We start from the raw sequence: 21419 nt of genomic DNA on the forward strand, positions 1-21419 counted from the left end.
TCGCATGTTGTCGAACCTCTCACTGAATGCCAAGATCAATATCACGGCTACGGCGCTGGTGGTGCTCAGCCTGGCCATTACCGCCGCAGTGACCGGGTACGAGGCCAGCCGCACGGCCGAACGCGATGCGATGAACCTGGCGCGCACCCAGGCCGCAGCGGCTGCGTCGGCCCTGCAGTCGCGCATCGTCCGCAACCTGGCGACCGTCATCCAGCTTGGCGCTACCCAGCGTGCCACGCGCGGCGCAAACCTGCCGCTGTCGCGTGAACAAACCGGTGAGATTACCAAGACCGTGGTGCTCGGTTCGGAAGACTTGATTGGCGCCGCCGTCACCTGGGAACCGAATGCGCTGGACAGCAAGGATGCCGAATACGCCGACAAGAAGCCTGAATTCGACGCCAGCGGGCGCTACATGCCTTACTACACCAAGGCGGCGGGCGGCGGCACCAATGTGGAGCCGATCGTGTTCGATCCCAAGCCGGGGGCCAACGACTGGTACGACATACCGAAGCGTACCGGCAAGGTGTTCTTCACCGAACCGTATTCCTATCCGGTGAACGGCAAGGACGTGCTGATGGCGTCATTGGTGGCCCCGATCATGATCGGCGGCGAATTCCGCGGCACAGCCAGCGCCGACTTCATGCTGACGCGATTGGGTGAAATCCTCAAAGGCCTGAAGTCGATCGAAGGCGGGCGCCTGGCGCTGGTGTCGAACGGCGGCCTGTATGCCAGCAGTCCCAGCGAAGCCTTGATCGGCAAGGCCGCCTCCGACATCCCGAAGGAAGGCCTGGAAGCGATCCGTACCGGCCGGCCTTATGAGTACACCGACAAGGGTGACATGGTGCACCTGATTCAACCGTTGACGCTGCACCCCGATATCGCGCCGTGGGCGGTGAAGATGAGCTTCCCGCATGCGGTGGCAACTGCGCCGGCGCGCGAACTGCTGAAATACACGTTGCTGGTTTCCCTGGTCTGCGCAGTGGCAATGGGGCTTATCCTGGTGACCGTGCTGTTCCGGCTGATGCGGCCAGTGCGGGAGCTGGCCGACGCGATGACTGGCCTTGCCAGCGGCAATGCCGACCTGCGTGCGCGGCTGGAGGTGCGCGGCAACGATGAGCTGGCCGTCATTGGCACCGGCTTCAATACTTTCGTGGCCAAGATCCATTCGGTGCTGGCGCGGGTGCGAGAATCGTCGGAGAGCGTGGCCACGGCCAGCACTGAAATCCGGCAGGGCAATACCGACCTGTCCTCACGCACCGAGCAGCAAGCCAGTGCGCTGGAGGAGACTGCCGCCACGATGGAACAGTTGACCAGCACCGTGCGCCAGAACGCGGACAATGCGCACCAGGCCAACCAGCTCGCTGCGCAGGCATCCGAGGTGGCTATGCGGGGCGGCCAGGTGGTGTCGCAGGTGGTCGACACCATGGCCTCGATCAACAATTCCTCGCGCAAGGTGGTGGACATCATTTCCGTGATCGACGGCATCGCGTTCCAGACCAATATCCTGGCCCTCAACGCGGCGGTGGAGGCGGCGCGCGCCGGCGAGCAGGGGCGCGGCTTTGCAGTGGTGGCCAGCGAGGTGCGCAACCTGGCCCAGCGCAGCGCTGCCGCGGCGAAGGAGATCAAGGAGCTGATCGGCAGCTCGGTGGGCGAAGTGGAAGCGGGCAGTGCGCTGGTGGCGCAAGCCGGCACCACGATGGACGAAGTGGTGGCCAGCGTGCGGCGCGTCAGCGAAATTGTGCACGAGATCAGCGCGGCCAGCGGTGAGCAGAGCACCGGCATCGGCCAGGTCAACCAGGCCATCAGCCAGATGGATGGGGTGACGCAGCAAAACGCCGCCCTGGTCGAGCAGGCTGCCGCCGCGGCGGAAAGTTTGCAGCAGCAGGCGGCAACGCTGGTGGCCCTGGTCGGCGAGTTCCGCATGGAGCAAGCTGTGCGCGCCCCAAGCCCCGTGAGTGCTAGTCTGGCCCTTTCCGAAAGGAGGCCATCATGACCCAGCAACAGTACCAGAGCTGCATCGAAGCCTGCAATGATTGCGCCGCTGCCTGCGATCACTGCGCCGCCAGCTGCCTGCAGGAGCAGGACGTGGCCAGCCTGGCCCATTGCATTGCCACCGATATCGATTGCGCACAGGTGTGCCGCGTATGCGTCGGCCTGATGCAGCGCGGCAGCAAGCTGGCGTCAAGCCTGTGCGAAGCCTGTGCCGATATATGCGACGCCTGTGCCGACGAGTGCGAACAGCACACGCACGAGCATTGCAAGGATTGCGCAATCGCCTGCCGCCGCTGCGCCAGCGAGTGCCGCAGCATGTCCGGCATGGCGCAATCGCAGGTGCGGCCGGCGTCGATCCCGTCGCCGCATTGATCAGAAGCGGCTGGACGGCCAGCTCTTCTTCTCGCCCTTGTCGGCCTTGGCAGGCGCTGCAAAATCGCGCACCGACAGAATGCGCTCGGCGCCGACAGTATTGACGGCAAAGCCGTTGCGGCCGGCGGCCTTGACGCAATAGAGGGCCTGGTCGGCGGCCAGCATCACCTTGTCGACGTCGGCCGGCAGCTCGGTGGTGAGGGCGATGCCGATGCTGGCGGTGACGTTCAGCGGCCGGCCGTTGACCACGAACGGTGCCTGCATGGCCGCCACGATTTTTTGCCCCAGCAGGTTGACGTCGTGGCCGGCCTCCAGATGTTCGAACACGATCACGAATTCATCGCCGGCGATGCGCGCCACGGTATCGGTGCTGCGCACGGCATTGCGCAGGCGATCGGCAAACTGCACCAGCACGGCGTCGCCGGCCTGGTGGCCGAAGTTATCGTTGATGCCCTTGAAATAGTCGATGTCGAGCACGGCCAGGCCGATCTGCTGGCCGGCGCGAATGGCGCGCTTCAGCGCCTGCGGGAAGAATTCATCGAACATGCGGCGATTGTGCGCGCCCGTCAGCGGATCGGTAGTGGCCAGGCGCTGCAGGTTACGCTCGGCCATCTGCTGCTGGCGCGCAACCTGGTAAAAGGCGCGGCTCAGGTGGCCGAATTCATCGGGCTTGCCGGAGTTGAATTGTTCGATATCGATGGTGCCGCGGCCGAAGGCACGCACCTGGCCATACAGCTTGTACAGGGGCGACAGCAGGGCGCGCATCAGCAGCCATGCCGCCAGACCAGCCACCAGGGCCACCACCGAGGCGGCCAGCAGGGCGCGCCAGCGCAGGCTGGCCATGGAGGCGAAAGCATCGCGGACAGGAAAGGAGACGGCAATCGTCCAGTCAGCCTTCTTCAGGCGCTTGTGCGCCAGCAGCACCGGCCTGCCGTCATCGACGGCGTCCTCCCGCCAGCCATCCGCATCGGCCAGCACGACCTGGCCAAGCGTGCCCGGCCCGGCCGCCTGGGTCAGCACGCGGCTCTGGTCGGGATGGTAGAGCATTGTGCCGTCCGCGGTCAGGATGAACAGATAGCCTTCGGCCTTGCCGCGCAGGGCGTTCAACTGGCCGGCAAAGGCAGGGCGCTGCAGGTCGATGGTCCCCACCAGAACGTAGTCGATATTGCCATCGCGGCGGAACACCGGTTGCGTGATTGCCAGCACCGGCCGGCCGGACAGCACGCTGCGGAACGGCGCCGAGACGATGCCTTCCTGGGCCGCGATGGTGTCGCGGAAGTACTGGCGGTTTTTGCTATTGAGTTTGCCAATCATGCGGCGGTCCTGCAGGTTGGCCACCAGCTTGCCGTCGGGATCGTAGGCCGTGACGTTGAAGAACTCGTCGCGCAGCGCCCCGCGCAACTCGAGCTGCGCCTGAACCTTGGCCGGCGCGATTGGCTCGGCCTGCAAGCTCTCAGCCAGCACCCGCAAAACTTGCTGTTTGGAAGTTATGTCGCGGTCGAGGTAGGCAGCGGCACTCGACAGCATGGACATCTCCTGCGCGGCGATCACCTTGCGCATCTCATGCTCCGCCACCAGCAAGGAAACGCCGGCAACCAGGGCAGTGGCGACCATGACCATCAGCACCAGCAGGGCTGAAATCTTGAACTTGAACGTCTGGATTCTGGGAATTTGGCGCACAACCATCTCCTGAAAGGAGAACATGCCAGGCGAGGGTTTGGCCAGTAGGAAACGTTGCGCGGGTATAAGGCGCAGGCGAATTATAAATCAAACACGACCGTCCCAGCTACCGCGCCGCAGGCCTCGTTGTCACAAGGCAACTCAACAGTAGCAAGCCAAAAGTCGGGGTCAGGTCTGGCAATCCGCCATTCTCTGAACGCTCGTGCGCTTTTTGTCCGCTTTTTGTCCGATTGCCAGACCTGACCCCGACTTTCATATGTTAACATCGCGGGCTTGACAGAATGGCCGGAGATTCTTGTGCAGCATCCGATTCGCTTCTACGACAAACCCGCTGGCGGCCTTGGCTCGCTGCATGGCACCGCCAAGGCATTGCGCAGCAACAGCCCGCTGCCGGCGTTGAAAGTACTGCCGCAATTGAACCAGCCGGGCGGGGTGGATTGCCCGGGTTGCGCCTATCCGGATTCGCCCAAGGACAAGGCGGTCGATTTCTGCGAACAGGGCGCGTGGGCGATTGCGCATGAATCAACGGCACGCCGCGCCACCCCGGAATTCTTTGCGGCCAATCCTGTGGCGGCGCTGCGTAGCCGCGCCGAGTGGGAGCTGGAGGGTTTTGGCCGCCTGACCGCGCCCATGCTGTACGACCGTGCCAGCGATACCTACCGCGAAATCGAATGGGATGAGGCGTTCAAGCTCGCTGCGGGCGCGCTGCGTGCACTCGATGCGCCGGGCCGCGCCGTATTCTATGCGTCTGGCCGCAGCAGCAACGAGGCGGCGTTCCCCTATCAATTGTTTGCGCGCGCGTTCGGCACCAATAACATGCCCGACTCGTCCAACTACTGCCACGAGTCGTCCGGCATGGCGCTGGGCACGACACTGGGCGTGGGCAAGTCCACCGTCACGCGCGAGGACTTCGAGCATGCGGAGGCGATCTTCGTATTCGGCCAGAACCCTGCCACCAACCATCCGCGCATGCTGGGCGACTTGCGCGAAGCTTCGCTGCGCGGATGCCGCATTGCTGCCTTCAACCCGATGCTGGAGCCGGGCTTGCGCGGTTTCGCCGATCCGCAATCGCCGCTCGAGACCCTGACCGGCCGCGGAACCCGCATCGCCAGCGAGTATTTCCAGGTGCGCGTGGGCGGCGACCTGGCGGCCATTACCGGCATGTGCAAGGCCGTGTTGGAGGCGGAGGATGCGGGCGGCAAGGTGCTGGACCGCGACTTCATCGCGCGCCACACCAGCGGTTTCGAGGAATTCGCCGCCGCCGTGCGTGCGCAGGCGTGGCAGCAGGTGGAGCAGGATAGCGGCCTGCCGCGCGAGCAGATTGAAAAGGCGGCGGCAATCTATATCGCCTCCAGGGCCACCATCGCCACCTGGTGCATGGGCCTGACCCAGCACGAGTATGCGATCGAGACGATCCAGATGCTGGTCAACCTGATGCTCCTGCGCGGTAATGTGGGCAAGCCGGGCGCCGGCCTGATGCCGGTGCGCGGCCACTCGAACGTGCAGGGCGACCGCACTGTCGGCGTGACCAACCGGCCAAAGAAGGAATGGCTGGAGGGCCTGCAACGTGTGTTCGGCTTTACGCCGCCGGCCGAGCATGGCCTCGACGCGGTAGCGGCCATCAAGGGCATCATGGACGGCTCGGTGCATGCCTTCCTTGGCCTGGGCGGCAATTTTGCCGTGGCCGGGCCGGATACGCCGCGCGTGCTGCAGGCGATGGAGCGGTTGCAGCTGACGGTGCATATCGCGACCAAGCTGAATCGCACCCACCTGCATCCGGGACAGGTCGGCTTGCTGCTGCCTTGCCTTAGCCGCACCGAGCGCGACGAGCAGCGGGGCGGCCGCCAGTTCGTCAGCGTGGAAGACACGGCCAGCATGGTGCACGCTTCGGCAGGACGCGGTGACCCGGCCAGTGCCAAGCTGCGTTCGGAGCCGCATATCGTCACCGAGCTGGCGCGCCATACGCTGGCGGCAGGCGCGCCGACGCCCGGCATCGACTGGCAGGCCATGGGCAGCGATTACCGCGTGACGCGGTCGCTGATCGAACAGGTCGCCAGCACCGCCGTGGCGGGCTTTGAGCAATACAACGACCGCATCGCGCAGCCGCGCGGCTTCCACCTGCCGAACAGCGCGCGCAACCGCGACTGGAAGACTGCCAGCGGCAAGGCGCAATTCACCGCTATCGCGCTGCCGCAGGACACCATCATGGGCCGTGCCCGCGCATCCTTTGGCGACGAGGTACTGTGCCTGGCCACTGTGCGCGCGCACCGGCAGTACAACACCACCGTCTATCGCGACACCACGGGCGAGGTGGACCGCTATCGCGGCGTGCACCACACGCGCAAGGTGCTGTTCATTTCCGCTGCGACGATGGCGCGCCTCGGCCTGCGCGACGGCCAACTGGTGGACGTGCACGCAGCATCCCCGGACGGCATCGCGCGCACATGCAGCGGCTACCAGCTGGTGCAGTATGACGTGCCCGATGGCGACGTGTTCGGCTATTTCCCCGAACTGACGCCGCTGATTTCCCCGGAGCTGGTGGCGCGCGGTTCGGCCACGCCGGCCTTCAAGGAAGTGCCGGTCCTGCTCAGGCCCGCGGAATAATCGGTTCTTCGTGGTGCATCGGCGCATCCAGCGGGATCGTGATGCGGAAGGTAGTGCCCACGCCGGGCATGCTGTCGACGTGGATCTTGCCGCCCAGGATGGTGGTGACGATATTGTGCACGATGTTCAGGCCCAGCCCTGAACTGCCTTCGCTCATGCGGGTGGTGAAGAAGGGATCGAAGATGCGATTGAGGTGGCCGGACGCGATGCCGGCGCCGTCGTCGCTGATGACGATCTCGGCCTGCTCGCCGGAAGGCACCGGCACGGTGATCGACAAGCGGCCGTGATCGCGATTGTAAAAGCCGTGCATGATGGCGTTGTTCACCAGGGCTGCCAGTACCTGGCCCAGCGGGCCGGGGTAGCTGTCCATCGCCACCAGGGCAGCAACGTCCACCGTGATCTGGTAGGGCGTCTTGCGCAGCACCGGCGACAATGTGTTCATGTTCTCCTGGATGACCGCGCCAAGGTCGAACTTGCGGCGCTGGGAACTGGTGCGGTCCACAGCCACCTGCTTGAAGCTCGATACCAGGCTGGCCGCGCGCTCGATGTTGCGCGTCAGGAGCAGGCCGATGCCGTCGGCTTCGTCGAGGAACTGCTGCATGTCCGAGCGCCGCAGGCCGCCCTCGAAACGCCGGCCCAGTGCATCGATCTTGTCGTGCAGGGTGCTGGCGGCAACCAGGCTGTTGCCGATCGGCGTGTTGAGTTCATGCGCAATGCCGGCCACCATCGAACCCAGGGCCGCCAGCCGCTCACTGCGCGCCAGTTCGTCCTGCGCATGCCGTGCCGCTTCGGTGCGTTCGGCCACGCGCCGTTCGAGCGATTCGTTGAGGACGGCCAGTTCTTCATACAGCACGGCCCTCTCCGATAGCCCGGTCAGGATGTTCTCGCGCATTTCGTTGATCTTGTTGGCCAGCAGGTCCAGCTCCGTGTTGCCTCCATGTTGCAGCTGCAGCGGCGTGCTGCCAAGATTGTCGATGTTCAGGTGGCCGACATAGTCGCTCAGTTGCTGCAGCGGCTTGCCCAGCCAGTGCCGCACCACCAGCACGAAGATGAACCACAGCGCCAGGGTCTTGATCACTGAATTCACCAGGATCAGGAAGAAGCCGTACTCGACCTGGCCCAGGATGATGCGCCGGTTGGAATAGACTGTCCACTTGCCGATTTCCTGCGGCGTGCCGTTTTCAAGCTTGTACGAAATCGGGAATTCGCGGCTGAAGATCTGGCCGAACAGGCCGTCGTTGCCCGACGGCGGCGCCAGGCGGCCGTCGGGTTGGGCCTGCATATGCCTGCCTTGGTCGTCGAGCACGGTGCCGACAGCGCGAACCAGCTTGCCCTGGTCGTCGACGACCTTGATCCCCACCACGATCGGCAGCTCTTTCATGCCGGCCAGGATGCCGCGCATGATGTCATCGTTAAAGCGCCACATGGCGTCGGCGATGCCGGGGCCGAAGGTGTGCTGCATGGCTTCGATTTCGCTCTCGACGCGGGTACGGGTATGCCTGTACTCCGCGGTGAGCTGGATAACGGTCACCACCACCGTCACGATGAAGTAGCAGCCGAAGATGATGCGCAACAGGCGAGCGGCGATCGAGCGGGTCATTTGAACCACCGGTTTTCGATCTGCTTGTAGCGCGGCGAATTGAGCAGCCTGTCGTAGCCCTGGTTGAATCGCTCCAGCATCTCGCTGCTGCCCGGCGCGGTCTTGCTGAAAGCGATGAACAGGTCGGGGGTAGCGACTGTCCCCACCAGCGTGAAACGCCCGGCGAATTCACCTGGCTTGCTGCGGAACAGGGCGTTGGCAATACGCTCTTCGGCCGCCATGTACTCGATGCGATTGGCCATCAGCATGCGGAATCCATATTCGTTCTTGTCCACCACGCGGCGGCGGATCCGCGTGTTGACGTCGAATTCCTCACCGTACTCATAGTCCCGCTGTACGCCGACGGTGTGTCCCTCCAGGTCTTTGGCGCGCAGGCCACGCTGGATCGAGCCCGAGCGCGCGTAGATATTCATACGGGTCGAAAACAGCGGCATCCGCGGCCACAGGTAATGCGGCCTGATCAGGCTATTCGGCACCGCGTCAAAGCATGCTGTCAGTTGGCCGGTACGCGTTTCAGCCATGCAGCGCGAATAGGGCAGGGCTCTGAACTCGACCTGGACTCCTACCAGGGCAAAGGCTTCGCGCACCACGTCCACTGCGAATCCCTGCGCGTGCTGCCGGGGCGCCGACGAATAGGGGGCCCAATCATCCTCGGCCCCGATGACGACTGTGGAGGTGGCGTACACCAGCCGTGCATAAATGGCAAGTGAGGCGCCGAAACAGGTGGCCAGGAAATTACGGTTCATGACGATTCACGCCGTAGGGAGACGGACTACATCCCGGCAAGTATAAACTTTGCAATCACTTGCGTTTCACTATTTGAAACCGTTGTTGTAGCAAAACCATATCGGTTTATGTCAAAAATGTAATCCAGCTTAAGGAAATTTCATCGTACAATGTGAAGTTTTTTCAATATTAGAAAGCAATCAGGATTGCCGTGTCGACAGTTGTAAGCTACTTCCAGGCCCGCCTCGGGGCCGCATTCTCCATCGCCGCTACCCCGCTGACGCTGACCCTGCCGGAAGTCGCGCCGCCGGCCAATCCGGCCGGCTGGCCGCGATGGCAGCCGTGTGCAATACCACGCCACATTTAACAATTAACCCACCAGGAGTTCTTATGGCAGAGCCATACCTGAGCGAGATCAGGCTCGTCTCATTTAACTATGCGCCCAAAGGCTGGGCGAAGTGCGATGGGCAATTATTGCCAATTAATCAAAACCAGGCCCTGTTCTCCCTGCTGGGGACCACCTATGGCGGCGACGGCCGGGTCAATTTCGCGCTGCCGGACCTGCGCGGCCGGATGCCGGTGCACGACGGCGACACCATGATGCGCGGCCAGGCGGGAGGCGAGTTTGCGCACACGCTGACCCAGGCCGAGCTGCCCGCCCACAGCCATCGCTTGAACGCCAGTACGGCCCTGGCCAGCAGCAGCGACCCGAATGGCGCGCTGTTGGCGCGCAAGGGCCGCCTGAGTGCCGATGTCTTCAACGGCAGTCCCAATGTCGGCCTGGTACCGACCCAGGTGTCGAGCATCGGCGGCTCGCAGGCGCACGAGAACACGCAACCCTATCTGGCGCTGAATTTCATCATTGCGCTGCAGGGCGTATTTCCTTCATCTACTTAATCGGAGGCGATCATGTCGGATCCCTATGTCGGCGAAATTCGCCTGTTTGCCGGTAATTTCGCGCCGGCCGGCTGGGCCTTCTGCGACGGCCAGCTGATGGCTATTTCTGAAAACGAGACGCTGTTCCAGCTGATCGGCACCACGTATGGCGGCGACGGCCAGAGTACTTTTGCCTTGCCGGACATGCAGGGGCGGGTGCCGGTGCACAACGGCACGCTGTCGGGCCGCAGCATCCAGATCGGCGAGAAGGGCGGCGCCGAGTCGGTGACCCTGACCGTGCAGCAGATCCCGAACCATACGCACACCATCGTCGGCAGCAGCGAGCGCGGAAGCGGGGCCTTCACCAACTTTACCGGCTTCCCCGCCGCGACCGTGACGAGCGCCTCGGCCATCTACGGCCGTTCCGACAACAATGTGCAGCCCATGGCCGCCAACGCCATCACCCCGGCCGGCGCTTCGCAGCCGCACGACAACATGGCGCCGTACCTGGGCCTTCATTTCATCATTTCGTTGTACGGGGTCTTCCCGAACCCTAACTGAGGAGCGTCCGATGACGTCAGCATTTGTAGCAGAAATCCGCATGTTCCCCGGCAGTGTCGTGCCGCAGGGCTGGGCCAGGTGCGACGGCCAGATCATGTCCATCGCGCAGAACACGGCGCTGTTTTCCCTGCTGGGCACCACTTACGGCGGCGACGGCAAGAGCACCTTCGCCTTGCCCGACCTGAACGGGCGCACGCCGCTGCATCCGGGCCAGGGCGCTGGCCTGTCGCCGCGCTACCTTGGCGAAAGCGGCGGCAGTGCATACGTCACCCTGCAGGAAACGGAAGTGCCGGCGCATAGCCACAATCTGCAGGCGACGACGGTGGCGGCCGACCAGATGGCTCCTGGCCCTTCCAGCGGCTTTGCCAAATCGGCGGTGTCGAACCAGGTGTACAGCAAGACCACCAGCGGCATGCAGCCGATGCGCCCGGATGTCCTGGCCACGGCCGGCGGCAGCCAGCCGCATAACAATTGCCAGCCTTACCTGGGCATGGCGTTCTGTATCGCGTTGCAGGGCGTGTTCCCGCCGCGTTCCTGATGGACGTGACGTTGCGCCCCGAGTCGGGCGGGGACCACGAGTTCCTGCGCGGGCTGTTCGGCGCAGTGCGGCTGCACGAGTTGCCCGGCCTGGCGCAGCCGATGCTGCAGTCCTTGCTCGACATGCAGTTCGTCGCGCAGCGGCACTCATACCTGCAAGACTTTCCGGACGCCCGCTTCGACATCGTTGAATGCGAAGGCGCCGCAGTCGGCCGGATGGTGCTGGCGCAGTCGGGCGGGGCGCTTTGGCTGGTCGACATTGCACTGTTGCCGGCATGGTGCGGACGCGGCATCGGCAGCGTGCTGCTGCACGGCCTGCAGCGCGAAGCCTGCGGCGCGGGACTGCCGCTGCGCCTGCACGTAGCACTGAATAATCGGGCCGGGACGCTGTATAGGCGCCTCGGCTTCAAGGAAACTGGAATGTCCGGCATGCACCGGACCATGGAATGGGAGAACAATGATGACTGATCGAGTGACTTCCCGGCGCACCCTGTTGAAGGCGGGCGGCGGATCCTTGCTGGCGGCGGGCCTTGGCCTGGGCGCCCCGGCCGTGCGCGCGCAAGAGGGCGGCAGCGGCTTTGCCTGGAGCCGCGGCGCCGCGGAAAGCCTGGTGGGCCGGCAGTTCTGGCTGAACCATCCGGAGTACCGCGCGTTGCCCATCATGGTGGAGGCGGTTGTGAGTTCCAGGCTCGCACCGGAAGGCGCGGAAGCCAGGCAATTTACGGTGGTGTTCTCTGCCGCCGCCCAGCCGGCCGTCAAGGCAGGCAGCTATGAAATCGAAAATGAAGCGACAGGCCGCCAGCTGGTGTACCTGCAGCCGGCGGCGCGCCAGGGCGCCCGCGTGACGCTGCGCGCCGACTTCAACCTGCACGTTTAAGGAAACACCATGCACAAACACGCCTCCGCCAACCGTTTTTACCGCCTCGTCTGGAGCACGCTGCACCGCTGCTGGGTCGCCGTTGCCGAAGGCTCGCGCAGCCATGGCAAGGGCGGCGTTCGCCGCCGTGCCGTCGCCGTGCTGGCGGGCAGCCTCGCGATGGCGGGAGCGGCCAATGCCGGGGCGCCGCCGGCCAACGCACTGCCGAGCGGCATGCAGCTGGTGGCCGGCCAGGCGGGCGTGATTGTGCAGGGCAACAGCATGACTGTCAGCCAGGCCACGCAACAGGCGATCATGAACTGGCAGGGTTTCAACATCGGGGCCGAGGCACTGGTGCGTTTCAACCAGCCCAACGCATCGGCCGTGGCATTGAACCGCGTGGTGGGCGGCGAGGCAAGCGCGATCTTCGGCAGGCTGTCGTCCAACGGCAAGGTGTTCCTGGTGAATCCGCAGGGCGTGCTGTTCGGCGCTGGCGCCCAGGTCAACGTGGGCGGCCTGGTTGCCACCAGCCTTGGCATTTCGGACCAGTCCTTCCTGTCGGGCAGCTACAACTTCAGCGGCAGCGGCATGGCCGCCGTGCGCAATGAGGGCAGCATCAATGCCGACGGCGGGATTGTCGCGCTGCTGGCGCCGGCAGTCTCCAATACCGGCGCCATCGAGGCGCAGGGCGGCAGCGTTGCGCTGGCGGCGGGCAATGCGATCAGCCTGGACTTCCGCGGCGATGGCTTGATTGCCGTGCGCGTGGAAAAGGGCGCGCTTGATGCGCTGGCTGAAAACAAGGGCCTACTGCAAGCCGACGGCGGCCAGGTGGTGCTGACAGCCAAAGCTGCCGATGCGCTGGCGCGCTCCACCGTCAATAACGCCGGACTGGTACAGGCGCGAGGCTTGCTTGCCGACGGCGGAACGATCCGCCTGGTCGGCGACGGCCAGGTGCACGCAGGCCAGCTTGATGCTTCGGCCAGCCGGGGGCAAGGGGGCAGGATCCAGGTCGAAGGCGGTTTCGTCGCGCTCGATGGCGCCGTTCGCAGCGACGGCGCGCGTGGCGGCGCCATTGAAGTGAAGGCGGAGCGCGACCTGTCTGCGGCGTCGGCCTTGTCCGCTGCGGGCAGGAACGGGCTGGGCGGCAATATCAGCCTGTCCTCCGGCGCCAGCCTGGTGGAGAACAATGCGGCGTCGGCCGACGCCAGCGGCGCAACGGACGGCGGCACCGTGTCGCTGCGCGCGGGCGGCAGCCTGTTGTCTTCCGGCCGCCAGGCGGCACGCGGCATCGCAGGCAAAGGCGGCCGCGTCGACATCAGCGGCGCCGACGTGCGCCTGATGGGCGCCACAGTCGATGCTTCGGGCGCCACCCAGGGCGGCCTGGTACGCGTAGGCGGCGCATTCCAGGGCGGCGCCAGGCGCGACGATGCGCCGGATGCGGATCGCTTTACCGCCCGCTGGGGGAGCACGGCCGGCATTGGCAATGCCGACGCCACCTTCCTCAACGACAGCACCGTGCTGGACGTCTCGGCGCGCGGCTGGGCAGGCCAGGGCGGCACCGCGATTGTCTGGTCGGACCGGCAGACCACCATGCTGGGCGCCGTCAAGGCCGGCGGCCAGTCGCGCGGCGGTGCGGTGGAGATCTCTTCGCATGAGGACCTGCGCCATGTGGGCCTGGAGCGGCTCGAGATCGGCAAAGGCGGCAGCCTGCTGCTGGACCCGAAGAATATCGTGATCGGCAGTTTCGCCAACCAGTGGACCTTCGAGGCGGCAATCGGCAAGGGCTTCAGCGGCGGCAAGAACCAGGATGTGGCCGGCCTGAACACAGGCGACACCTTCGGCTCCAGCGTGGCGCTCACTTCCGACGGCAAGGGGCTGGCCGTTGGCGCACCATTCGACGCCGGCAACGGCGGCGCTGCCGGGGTGACCTATGGCGCGGTGCGCCTGTTCACCTTCAGCGACGACAAGTTCAGCGGCGGCACGCTGGCGGGAACCATCGGCTATGGCTACACCGGGGGTAACAACTACAATATGTCGGCCAAGCTGACCGGCAACGATTCCTTCGGTACCGCGGTCGCGCTGAACGGCTCCGGCACGGTCATGGCTGTGGGCGCGTTGGGCGAAGACCTGGCGGGCAAGGTCTATACCTTCGCCTTCGGCGGCGGCTTCACGGCGCCCGTATTGAAGCAGACCATCACGGCTGTCGACCCGGGCGGCAATGCCTTCGGCGTGTCGGTCGCCCTGAACGGGGCCGGCGACAAGCTGGCAGTCGGCGCCTTGTACAACAACAAGGTTGAACTGTACAAGGCCACGGCAGGCACCTTTGCGTATGCGCAAACCCTGAGCGGCGGTACGGCGCCCGACGTTCAGTACGGTACGGCCGTGGCGCTGAACGATGCCGGCACCCAGCTGGCAGTCGGAGCCCCTGGCGAGAATAATGCCCGCGGAACGGTTTACCTGTACACCACGCCGTTCGATACACCGGTGTTGGCCGGCACGATCGGCCAGGGCGGCAGCAAGCTCGATATCGCCCTGGTCGAAGGCGAAAGTTTTGGCGCTTCCCTCGCCATGAACGATGCCGGTACGCGACTGGCAGTTGGTTCGCCGAGCAATGGCGGACTTGGCAGCGCGACCACCGGTCCGGGCGCGGTGCGCATCATCGATTACAGCGGCAACTTCGTATCCCCTGCCGTGACCGCGGTCATCGGGCGCGAATACCTGCAGGGCGCAAATGCCAGCCTGGATATCGACGAATTCGGCAACTTCGGCTTTGCCGTCGCCATGAACGGGGCCGGCGACGCCATGGCGATCGCGCAGCCGCGTGCCAGTGCGGCCGACGGCAACGATCCGTGGACCGGCGCGGTCAGCCTGTTCCGCCTGCTGCCGGCCCCGGCCGGCGGGTCCCTGGCATTCAATCAAGGCTATCCCAAGGCGGGCGTCAACGCCGCAGTGGACGCACAAAAGCTTGCAGCGGCGCTGGCCGACGGCACGGACATCACGCTGCAGGCGAACAACGACATCACCTGGGATGCGGGCAACGCGATCAATGCCGCAGGCAATGGCCGGCTGACCCTGCAGGCTGGCCGCAGCGTCGACCTGAAGTCCGACATCACGATGGGCGGCGCGCTTGACGTCGTGGCCAATGCCGGTACCGCCGCCGGCGTAGTCAACGGCTACCGCAGCGCAGGCAAGGCGGCGATCACGGTGGCGGACGGCACAGCCATCAGCGCCGGCGACGTCAACATGACCATCCATACGGGCGCCGGCCAGGCCAACCATGACAGCGGCGACATCACCGTTGGCGGCGCAGTGAGCGGCCGGCGCGTTACGGTGATCAACCGCGGGACGAGCGCAGGCAGCGATATCGTGATCAACGCGGGCGGCAGCCTGGTTGGTTCTGCTGGCAGCGGCGTGACTGTCACCGTGGCTGCCCATGGTTCCTCGGGCGGCAGCTTCATCAACAACGCGGGCAGCAGCGCGCTGCAGGGCGGCGTCAACGGCTACTACCACGTGTATTCCGATACAACCCAGAATACGCTGGAGGGCATGAGCGGCTACAGCAAGCACTACAACCAGGCGTACGACACCGTCGCGCCGGCTTATACGGCCGGTGGCGGCAACTGGTTCATGTACAAGGAATCGCCAACCCTCGTCGTTACTCCGCAATCGGCATCCAGGGTGTACGACGGCACCGGTGCCTTGCCGGCGTTTGCCAATAACGTCAAGGGCTATATCGATGGCGACTCGTACGACCTTACGGGTTCTGCCGGCGCTACCGGATTTACCAGGAACGCCGGCACCTATGCCCTGAACCAGGGCGACCTGGCGAGCAAACTGGGTTATAACATCACGTTCAATGGCGGCGGCCAGCTGACAGTGACCCCGAGGCAGCTGAGCGTGACGGCGACAGGCATCAACAAGGTCTACGACGGCCTGGATTCCGCATCCGTGACGCTGGCCGATAACCGGATTGCCGGGGACCAGTTGAGTGCAAGTTACACGTCCAGCAAGTTCTTCAACAAGAACGCGGGCTACGGCAAGGGCGTGACGGTCGCTGGCCTGTCGCTGTCCGGCGCCGACGCCGGCAACTATTCGCTTGGCTCGACCACCGCAACCACCAGCGCCGACATCACGCCGCGCATGCTGCACGTGAACGCCGCAGCCGCCGACAAGGTGTACGACAGCTCGGCCAATGCCAATGCCTCGTTCAGCGACGATCGCCTGGGCAGCGACGCGCTTGCCGTGAACTACGCCGGTGCTGAATTCACGGACAAGAACGTCGGTGCCGGCAAGGGCGTGCAGGTGAGCGGCCTTTCGCTGTCCGGCGCCGATGCGGCCAATTATGTGCTGGGATCGACCTCCGCTTCGGCCACGGCCAGTATCACGGCGCGCCAGCTGGTGGTTGGCGTCAGCGCCTCCGATAAAGTGTACGACGGCGGCGTGTCGGCAACTGCAACCTTTGCCGACGACCGGCTCGGCAGCGACGTGCTGACGGTTTCGGGCAATGCCGTATTCGCCGACAAGAACGCAGGCACCGGCAAAACCGTTACGGCCAGCGGCCTGGTACTGACCGGTGCCGACGCGGGCAACTATTCGCTGGCCGCGCCGACTGCCAGCACCACGGCCGCGATCACGGCACGCACGCTGCATGTGACGGCGACCGGCCACAACAAGGTGTACGACGGCACGCAGGCTGCTACGGTGGCATTCGGCGACGACCGCGTGGCCGGCGATGTGATGTCGATCGGCGGCAATGCCGCATTCGCCGACAAGAATGCGGGCAACGCCAGGGATGTCAGCGTGACCGGCATTTCCCTGTCGGGGGGCGATGCGGGCAATTATGTGCTCTCGTCCACCCTGGCCGCAACCAAGGCGGATATCGTGCGCCGCACGCTGAATGTCAGCATGACCGGCGGCGGCAAGACCTATGACGGGACGAGCGATGCGGCAGTCGGTCTGGCAAGCGACGCCTTGAACGGCGACATCGTGTCGCTGGGCAGCGCAGGCGCCAGTTTCGCCAACAAGGATGCCGGCACCGGCAAGACCGTCAACGTGAGCGGCATTTCCATCACGGGCGGCGCCGATGCGGGCAACTATGTGCTGGCGTCCGGCACTGTCACTGGTATCGCGGATATCGCGGCACGCACGCTGGTGGTGACGGCCACCGGCGTGAACCGCGTGTACGACGGCAGCCGCGCTGCGGCAGTGGTTTTTGGCGACGACCGCGTCGGCGGCGACGTGCTGTCGGTGAGCGGCAACGCGACATTTGCCGACAAGAACGTGGGCATCGCGAAGGATGTCGGCGTGAGCGGCATTACGCTGTCCGGCACCGATGCCGGCAACTACGTGCTGGCATCGGGATCGCTTGCCACCAGGGCCGACATCGGCGCACGCACCCTGAACGCAACGGCCACCGGTGTCAACAAGGTGTATGACCAGGGCATGGCCGCTGCCGTGACGCTGGGCGACGACCGTGTGGCCGGCGATGCGATCTCGCTTGGCTATGGCAGCGCAAGCTTCGCCGACAAGAATGCCGGCACTGGCAAAGCGATCAGCGTCAGCGGCATTTCCATCGGCGGCGCCGATGCCGGCAACTATGTGCTGGCATCTTCCAATGCCGCTGCCAACGGTGATATCACTGCACGTTCGCTGACGGTGGGCACGCTGGTTTCGAACAAGGTGTATGACGGCAACTTGTCCGCCAGCGCAAGCTTTACCGACAACCGCCTGGCTGGCGACCAGCTGTCGGTGGGCGGTAATGCCGCTTTCGCCGGCAAGAACGCGGGCAGCGGCAAGACTGTCGTTGTCAGCGGCCTGGTGCTGTCCGGCGCCGATGCCGGGAACTATGCGCTGGCTTCGAATAGCGTCAGCGCCACGGCAGATATCACGCCCCGCACGCTCAACGTCAGCGCGCAGGGCAGCAAGGTTTACGATGGCGGCACCGCGATAGCGGCCAGCTTCGGGGACGACCGCGTGGCGGGAGACGTGCTGGCAATCGGCGGCAGCGGCAGTTTCGCCGACAAGAATGCCGGTATCGCAAAGGCGTTGACAGTGACCGGGCTGGCCTTGTCCGGCAGCGATGCCGGCAATTACCAGCTGGCTTCCACCACATTGGCCGGTACTGGCGCCATTACGCCGCGCGTCCTGACTGCCAACGTCGCAGCAACCGACAAGGTCTACGACGGCAGCACCGCCACCTCGGTGACCCTGCTGGGGGATGACCGTGTGGCAGGCGACCAGCTGGTACTGACTGGAGGCATAGGCAGCTTTGCCGACAAAAACGCCGGCAGCAGCAAGGCAGTGGTCCTGTCCGGCCTCAGCCTCGGCGGCGCAGATGCCGGCAATTACGCCGTATCCTTCGTTGCCAATTCAACGGCAAGCATTGCTCCGCGCGCATTGGTGGTCAGCGCGGCCGGCCTGGACAAGGTGTACGACGGTTCGCTGGCTGCAAGCGTGACCTTTGCCGACGACCGTCTTGCAGGCGACCGGCTGCAGGTGGGCGGCAATGCCGGTTTCGCAGACAAGAACGCGGGCAACGGCAAGGCGATTTCCGTTTCCGGCATCGCGCTGGCCGGCGCGGATGCCGGCAATTATGTAGTCAGCAACAATAGCGCAACTACCGTGGCGTCGATTACGCCGAAGGCATTGGCTGCCGTGGTCAACGGCGTTGCGGGCAAGGCGTACGACGGCGGCACCTCAGCCCTGGTGGCGGCGGGCCAGGTCGGCCTGGCTGGCTTTGCAGCCGGCGAGGGGGCCTCGGTCGGTGCGCTGCAGGGGCAATACAACAGCGCCAACGTGGCAGGCGCCAGCAGCGTCAAGGCAAATCTGGCCCCCGGAGCGGTGAACGCCAACGCCGGCACCGCCCTGTCGAACTACGTGCTGCCGGCGGATGTGACGCTGGCGGGCCGCATCGATCCACGCCAGGTGTCGATCAGTGGCGTGAGCGTGGCGAACAAGGCCTATGATGGCAGCAGTAATGCCGTCCTGTCGAACGTCGGGACCTTGTCCGGCCTGGTCGACGGCGAAAGCCTGTCGCTGCACGGGCCGGCGAGCGTGCAATTCGATAACCGCAACGCAGGCACCGGCAAGCAGGTGATTGCCAGCGGTTACCGCCTTGCCGATGGCAGCGGGCTGGCATCGAACTATGTGCTGGCAGACAGCTCGGTAATTGCCCGCGGCACGATCACCCAGGCGCAACTGATCGTGAAGGCGGACGACCAGGTGCGCGCCTATGGCGAGAGCAACCCGTCCCTGACGTGGCAGGCCAGCGGCTTCGTTGGCGGCGATACGGCCGCGTTGCTGGGTGATGTGCGCACCAGCACCGCTGCGGCCCGCGAGTCGGCTCCTGGCGGCTATGCGATCGTCATTGAGGGCAACAGCCTGGCCAACTATGCGGTCAATTACGTCAACGGCGTGATGACCGTGAAACGCGTGCCGCAACAGATCGGGAACCTCATCGGCAATACGGCAAGGCAGTCCTTGCCAGGGCAGCAAGGCTCGCTGGGGCAGGGGGCGCACGTGTGGACGCAACTGGCCAGCGACAGCGATCCCCTGGTCGAGGCGCCGGTCGCAGCCGTCAACAGCGGTGGCGGCACGGCGACCCTGGACAAGTGGGGCTGGCTGTCGGACTTGCTGCAGCGCGCGAAAGTGCGGGCCGCGAACAATGCAGCCGCCGCCACGCCGCAAAACACGGGCGAAACGCGTGAGTACACCATCGGCGGCGGCAGCCGCGTAACGGTACGCGGCGGCGGCGTGAACGGCGCCGGCGCACCTAACTGATAAGAAGCAGGGAACAAGAAGTGCAGAAACATACCAAGAACAGCCTGGCGCTCGCCATCCTCGGCGCCCCGGCCCTCGCATTGGCACAGTCGCAAGCCTTGCCGGACGCTGGCCGCATCCTCGAACAGAACCGCCCGCCGGCCCTGGTGCGCCAGCCGTCGGCGACCGGAAAAGTGGTGCCGGATGCGGCCCCCGTGCCGGGCCTTGCCCTGGAAGGTGCGCAGAAAGTGATGGTGCGGCGCTTTGCGCTGCAAGGTGCAAGTGCTTTCGATCCGTCCGAGTTGCAGCGCGTCCTTGCGCCGTTTACCGGGCGTGAACTGAGCTTCGCCGAATTGCAGCAGGCGTGCAACGCGGTGACGAGCCATTACCGCACGCACGGCTATTTCGTCGCCAGCGCAGTCCTGCCGGCGCAGGAAATCGGCGGTGGCGAGGTGACCATCCAGGTGCTGGAAGGTAGGATTTCCCAGCTGCGGCTGGTGCCGGACGGCGCTGTACGCCTGCGGCCGGAGATCGCGCGGCGCTACCTCGATGCATTGGTGCCGCCGGGCCAGCCGGTGCAGGAGCAGCGCCTCGAGCGCGCCCTGCTGCTGACGCAGGATTTGCCGGGCATGGGCGCGCGCGCCGAGTTGAGCCAGGGAGAAGGCCTTGGCGAGTCGGACCTGGCCGTGCAATTGAGCGAAGGACCGCTGGCCAGCGGCGCCCTGAGCCTGGACAATTCCAGCAATCGCTATACCGGCGCCACGCGCCTGACCGGCAACGCTGCATTGAACGACCTGGGCGGCCATGGCGGCCAGTTGTCGCTGCTCGCCTCTACCGCCGGCGACGGCTTCCGCTACGGCCGCGCAGGCTATGTGGCGCCGATGGGCTTCAAGGGCCTGAAAGCCGGCGCCGCCTTCTCGCGCATGCGCTACAAGCTGGGTGAGGACTTCAAGGCGCTGGACGCGCACGGCACGGCGTCGGTGGTGCAACTGATCGCCACCTATCCGCTGCTGCGCAGCCGCAGCACCAATGTCCAGCTGCGCACCGGCTATGACGACAAGCGTTACGAGAACTTTGCCAATGGCGTGCAGAGCAGCGACAAGCATGTGAAAGTACTGCCGATGGCAGTGACATTCAGCCGCCAGGAGCAGGAAGCCATGACCCAGGCCAGCCTGGAACTCAGCCTGGGCCACCTGGACCTCGGCGGCAACGCCGCGTCGGCCGCCGCCGATGCCGGCGGCGCCCGCACGGAGGGCCGCTTTTCCCACCTGGCTTATTCGCTCGGCCGTTTCCAGCGCCTGGCCGGCAACTTCGGCTTGCTGCTGAACGCCAGCGGGCAGTTCGCGTCGCGCAACCTGGAATCGGGCGAGAAGATTTCGCTGGGTGGCCCGGGGCGCGTGCGCGCTTACCCGGCAGGCGAGGCCAGCGGCGACGAAGGACACGTGTTGGCCACGGAGCTGCACTACGAGTTGCAGCAGCTGCGCACCGACCTGTCGGCCTTCATGGACGTTGGCCATGTGCGCCTGAACAAGGGCCTGTATGCTGGTGCGCTGGCCGAAAACGGGCCGGGCAACAGCTACACCCTCAAAGGCGCGGGCCTGGGGGCGAACTGGCGCGGCGTGAACGGTACCGTGCTGCAGTTGCAGGTGGCGCGCAAGATCGGCCGTAACCCGGCGCCGGGGGCGAAGGGGGAAGATGCCGATGGCAAGTCATCCAACGTGCGCGCCTGGTTCACCGCTACCGTACCATTTTGAGTCCACTCTCCTAGCCATTTGATAGCTCGCCGTCCTTGCCGTTAAGGGCTTTCCTGCCAATGTTGCCTATTTTCCGGACGACCCGGATACTGGAATGCTCCAT

14 protein-coding genes are annotated in these 21419 nt (G+C 65.2%); 11 read left to right on the forward strand and 3 right to left on the reverse strand.

Features of this window, described 5'->3' with window-relative positions; all coding sequences use genetic code 11:
• Window positions 1-4: 4 nt before the first annotated feature.
• Window positions 5-1993, forward strand: a complete 1989-nt coding sequence (locus tag ACN9MY_RS14510) for a methyl-accepting chemotaxis protein (protein ID WP_426337533.1) — start codon at window positions 5-7, stop codon at window positions 1991-1993.
• Entirely contained in the window at window positions 1990-2364 is a 375-nt protein-coding gene (locus ACN9MY_RS14515) for a four-helix bundle copper-binding protein (protein WP_426171651.1), read from the forward strand. The genes ACN9MY_RS14510 and ACN9MY_RS14515 overlap by 4 nt, the downstream gene beginning before the upstream one ends.
• On the opposite strand, the gene ACN9MY_RS14520 is transcribed toward ACN9MY_RS14515, so the two are convergent.
• Window positions 2365-4044, reverse strand: coding sequence for a diguanylate cyclase domain-containing protein (locus tag ACN9MY_RS14520; protein ID WP_426171653.1), 1680 nt, complete (start codon window positions 4042-4044; stop codon window positions 2365-2367).
• Between the two features lie 297 nt (window positions 4045-4341).
• Between ACN9MY_RS14520 and ACN9MY_RS14525 the strand changes: the two genes are divergently transcribed.
• Window positions 4342-6648, forward strand: coding sequence for an FdhF/YdeP family oxidoreductase (locus tag ACN9MY_RS14525; protein ID WP_426337534.1), 2307 nt, complete (start codon window positions 4342-4344; stop codon window positions 6646-6648).
• On the opposite strand, the gene ACN9MY_RS14530 is transcribed toward ACN9MY_RS14525, so the two are convergent.
• Both ACN9MY_RS14530 and ACN9MY_RS14535 read right to left on the reverse strand, forming a co-directional pair.
• Complete coding sequence (locus ACN9MY_RS14530) at window positions 6632-8248, reverse strand: sensor histidine kinase (protein ID WP_426171657.1); 1617 nt, start codon at window positions 8246-8248, stop codon at window positions 6632-6634. The genes ACN9MY_RS14525 and ACN9MY_RS14530 overlap by 17 nt on opposite strands.
• The gene (locus ACN9MY_RS14535; protein WP_426323266.1) at window positions 8245-8994 is read right to left on the reverse strand and encodes a substrate-binding periplasmic protein; all 750 of its coding nucleotides are present in this window, start codon (window positions 8992-8994) and stop codon (window positions 8245-8247) included. Before ACN9MY_RS14535 ends, ACN9MY_RS14530 begins: the two co-directional genes overlap by 4 nt.
• 191 nt (window positions 8995-9185) lie before the next feature.
• Here ACN9MY_RS14535 and ACN9MY_RS14540 point away from each other — a divergent pair, with 191 nt between their 5' ends.
• From ACN9MY_RS14540 to ACN9MY_RS14575, 8 genes are read left to right on the forward strand one after another with little or no spacing between them, the layout of a single operon-like run.
• The gene (locus tag ACN9MY_RS14540) at window positions 9186-9341 is read left to right on the forward strand and encodes a hypothetical protein (protein ID WP_426171660.1); all 156 of its coding nucleotides are present in this window, start codon (window positions 9186-9188) and stop codon (window positions 9339-9341) included.
• Between the two features lie 23 nt (window positions 9342-9364).
• Entirely contained in the window at window positions 9365-9871 is a 507-nt protein-coding gene (locus tag ACN9MY_RS14545; RefSeq protein ID WP_426171661.1) for a phage tail protein, read from the forward strand.
• 12 nt (window positions 9872-9883) lie between these two features.
• Window positions 9884-10411: a phage tail protein gene (locus tag ACN9MY_RS14550; protein WP_426171663.1), complete on the forward strand. Its 528-nt coding sequence runs from the start codon at window positions 9884-9886 to the stop codon at window positions 10409-10411.
• 10 nt (window positions 10412-10421) lie between these two features.
• A complete protein-coding gene (locus ACN9MY_RS14555) occupies window positions 10422-10949 on the forward strand; it encodes a phage tail protein (protein ID WP_426171664.1) in 528 nt (175 codons plus the stop codon).
• Window positions 10949-11416, forward strand: coding sequence for a GNAT family N-acetyltransferase (locus ACN9MY_RS14560; protein ID WP_426171665.1), 468 nt, complete (start codon window positions 10949-10951; stop codon window positions 11414-11416). Before ACN9MY_RS14555 ends, ACN9MY_RS14560 begins: the two co-directional genes overlap by 1 nt.
• Entirely contained in the window at window positions 11406-11825 is a 420-nt protein-coding gene (locus tag ACN9MY_RS14565; protein ID WP_426171667.1) for a DUF6916 family protein, read from the forward strand. The genes ACN9MY_RS14560 and ACN9MY_RS14565 overlap by 11 nt, the downstream gene beginning before the upstream one ends.
• Before the next feature lie 9 nt (window positions 11826-11834).
• A complete protein-coding gene (locus ACN9MY_RS14570) occupies window positions 11835-19583 on the forward strand; it encodes a YDG domain-containing protein (RefSeq protein ID WP_426337535.1) in 7749 nt (2582 codons plus the stop codon).
• A 20-nt stretch (window positions 19584-19603) separates the two neighbouring features.
• The gene (locus ACN9MY_RS14575) at window positions 19604-21316 is read left to right on the forward strand and encodes a ShlB/FhaC/HecB family hemolysin secretion/activation protein (protein ID WP_426337536.1); all 1713 of its coding nucleotides are present in this window, start codon (window positions 19604-19606) and stop codon (window positions 21314-21316) included.
• Window positions 21317-21419: the final 103 nt, after the last annotated feature.

Origin of the sequence: Pseudoduganella sp. R-31 (assembly GCF_049913235.1) — a bacterium.
Lineage (GTDB): Bacteria > Pseudomonadota > Gammaproteobacteria > Burkholderiales > Burkholderiaceae_D > Rugamonas.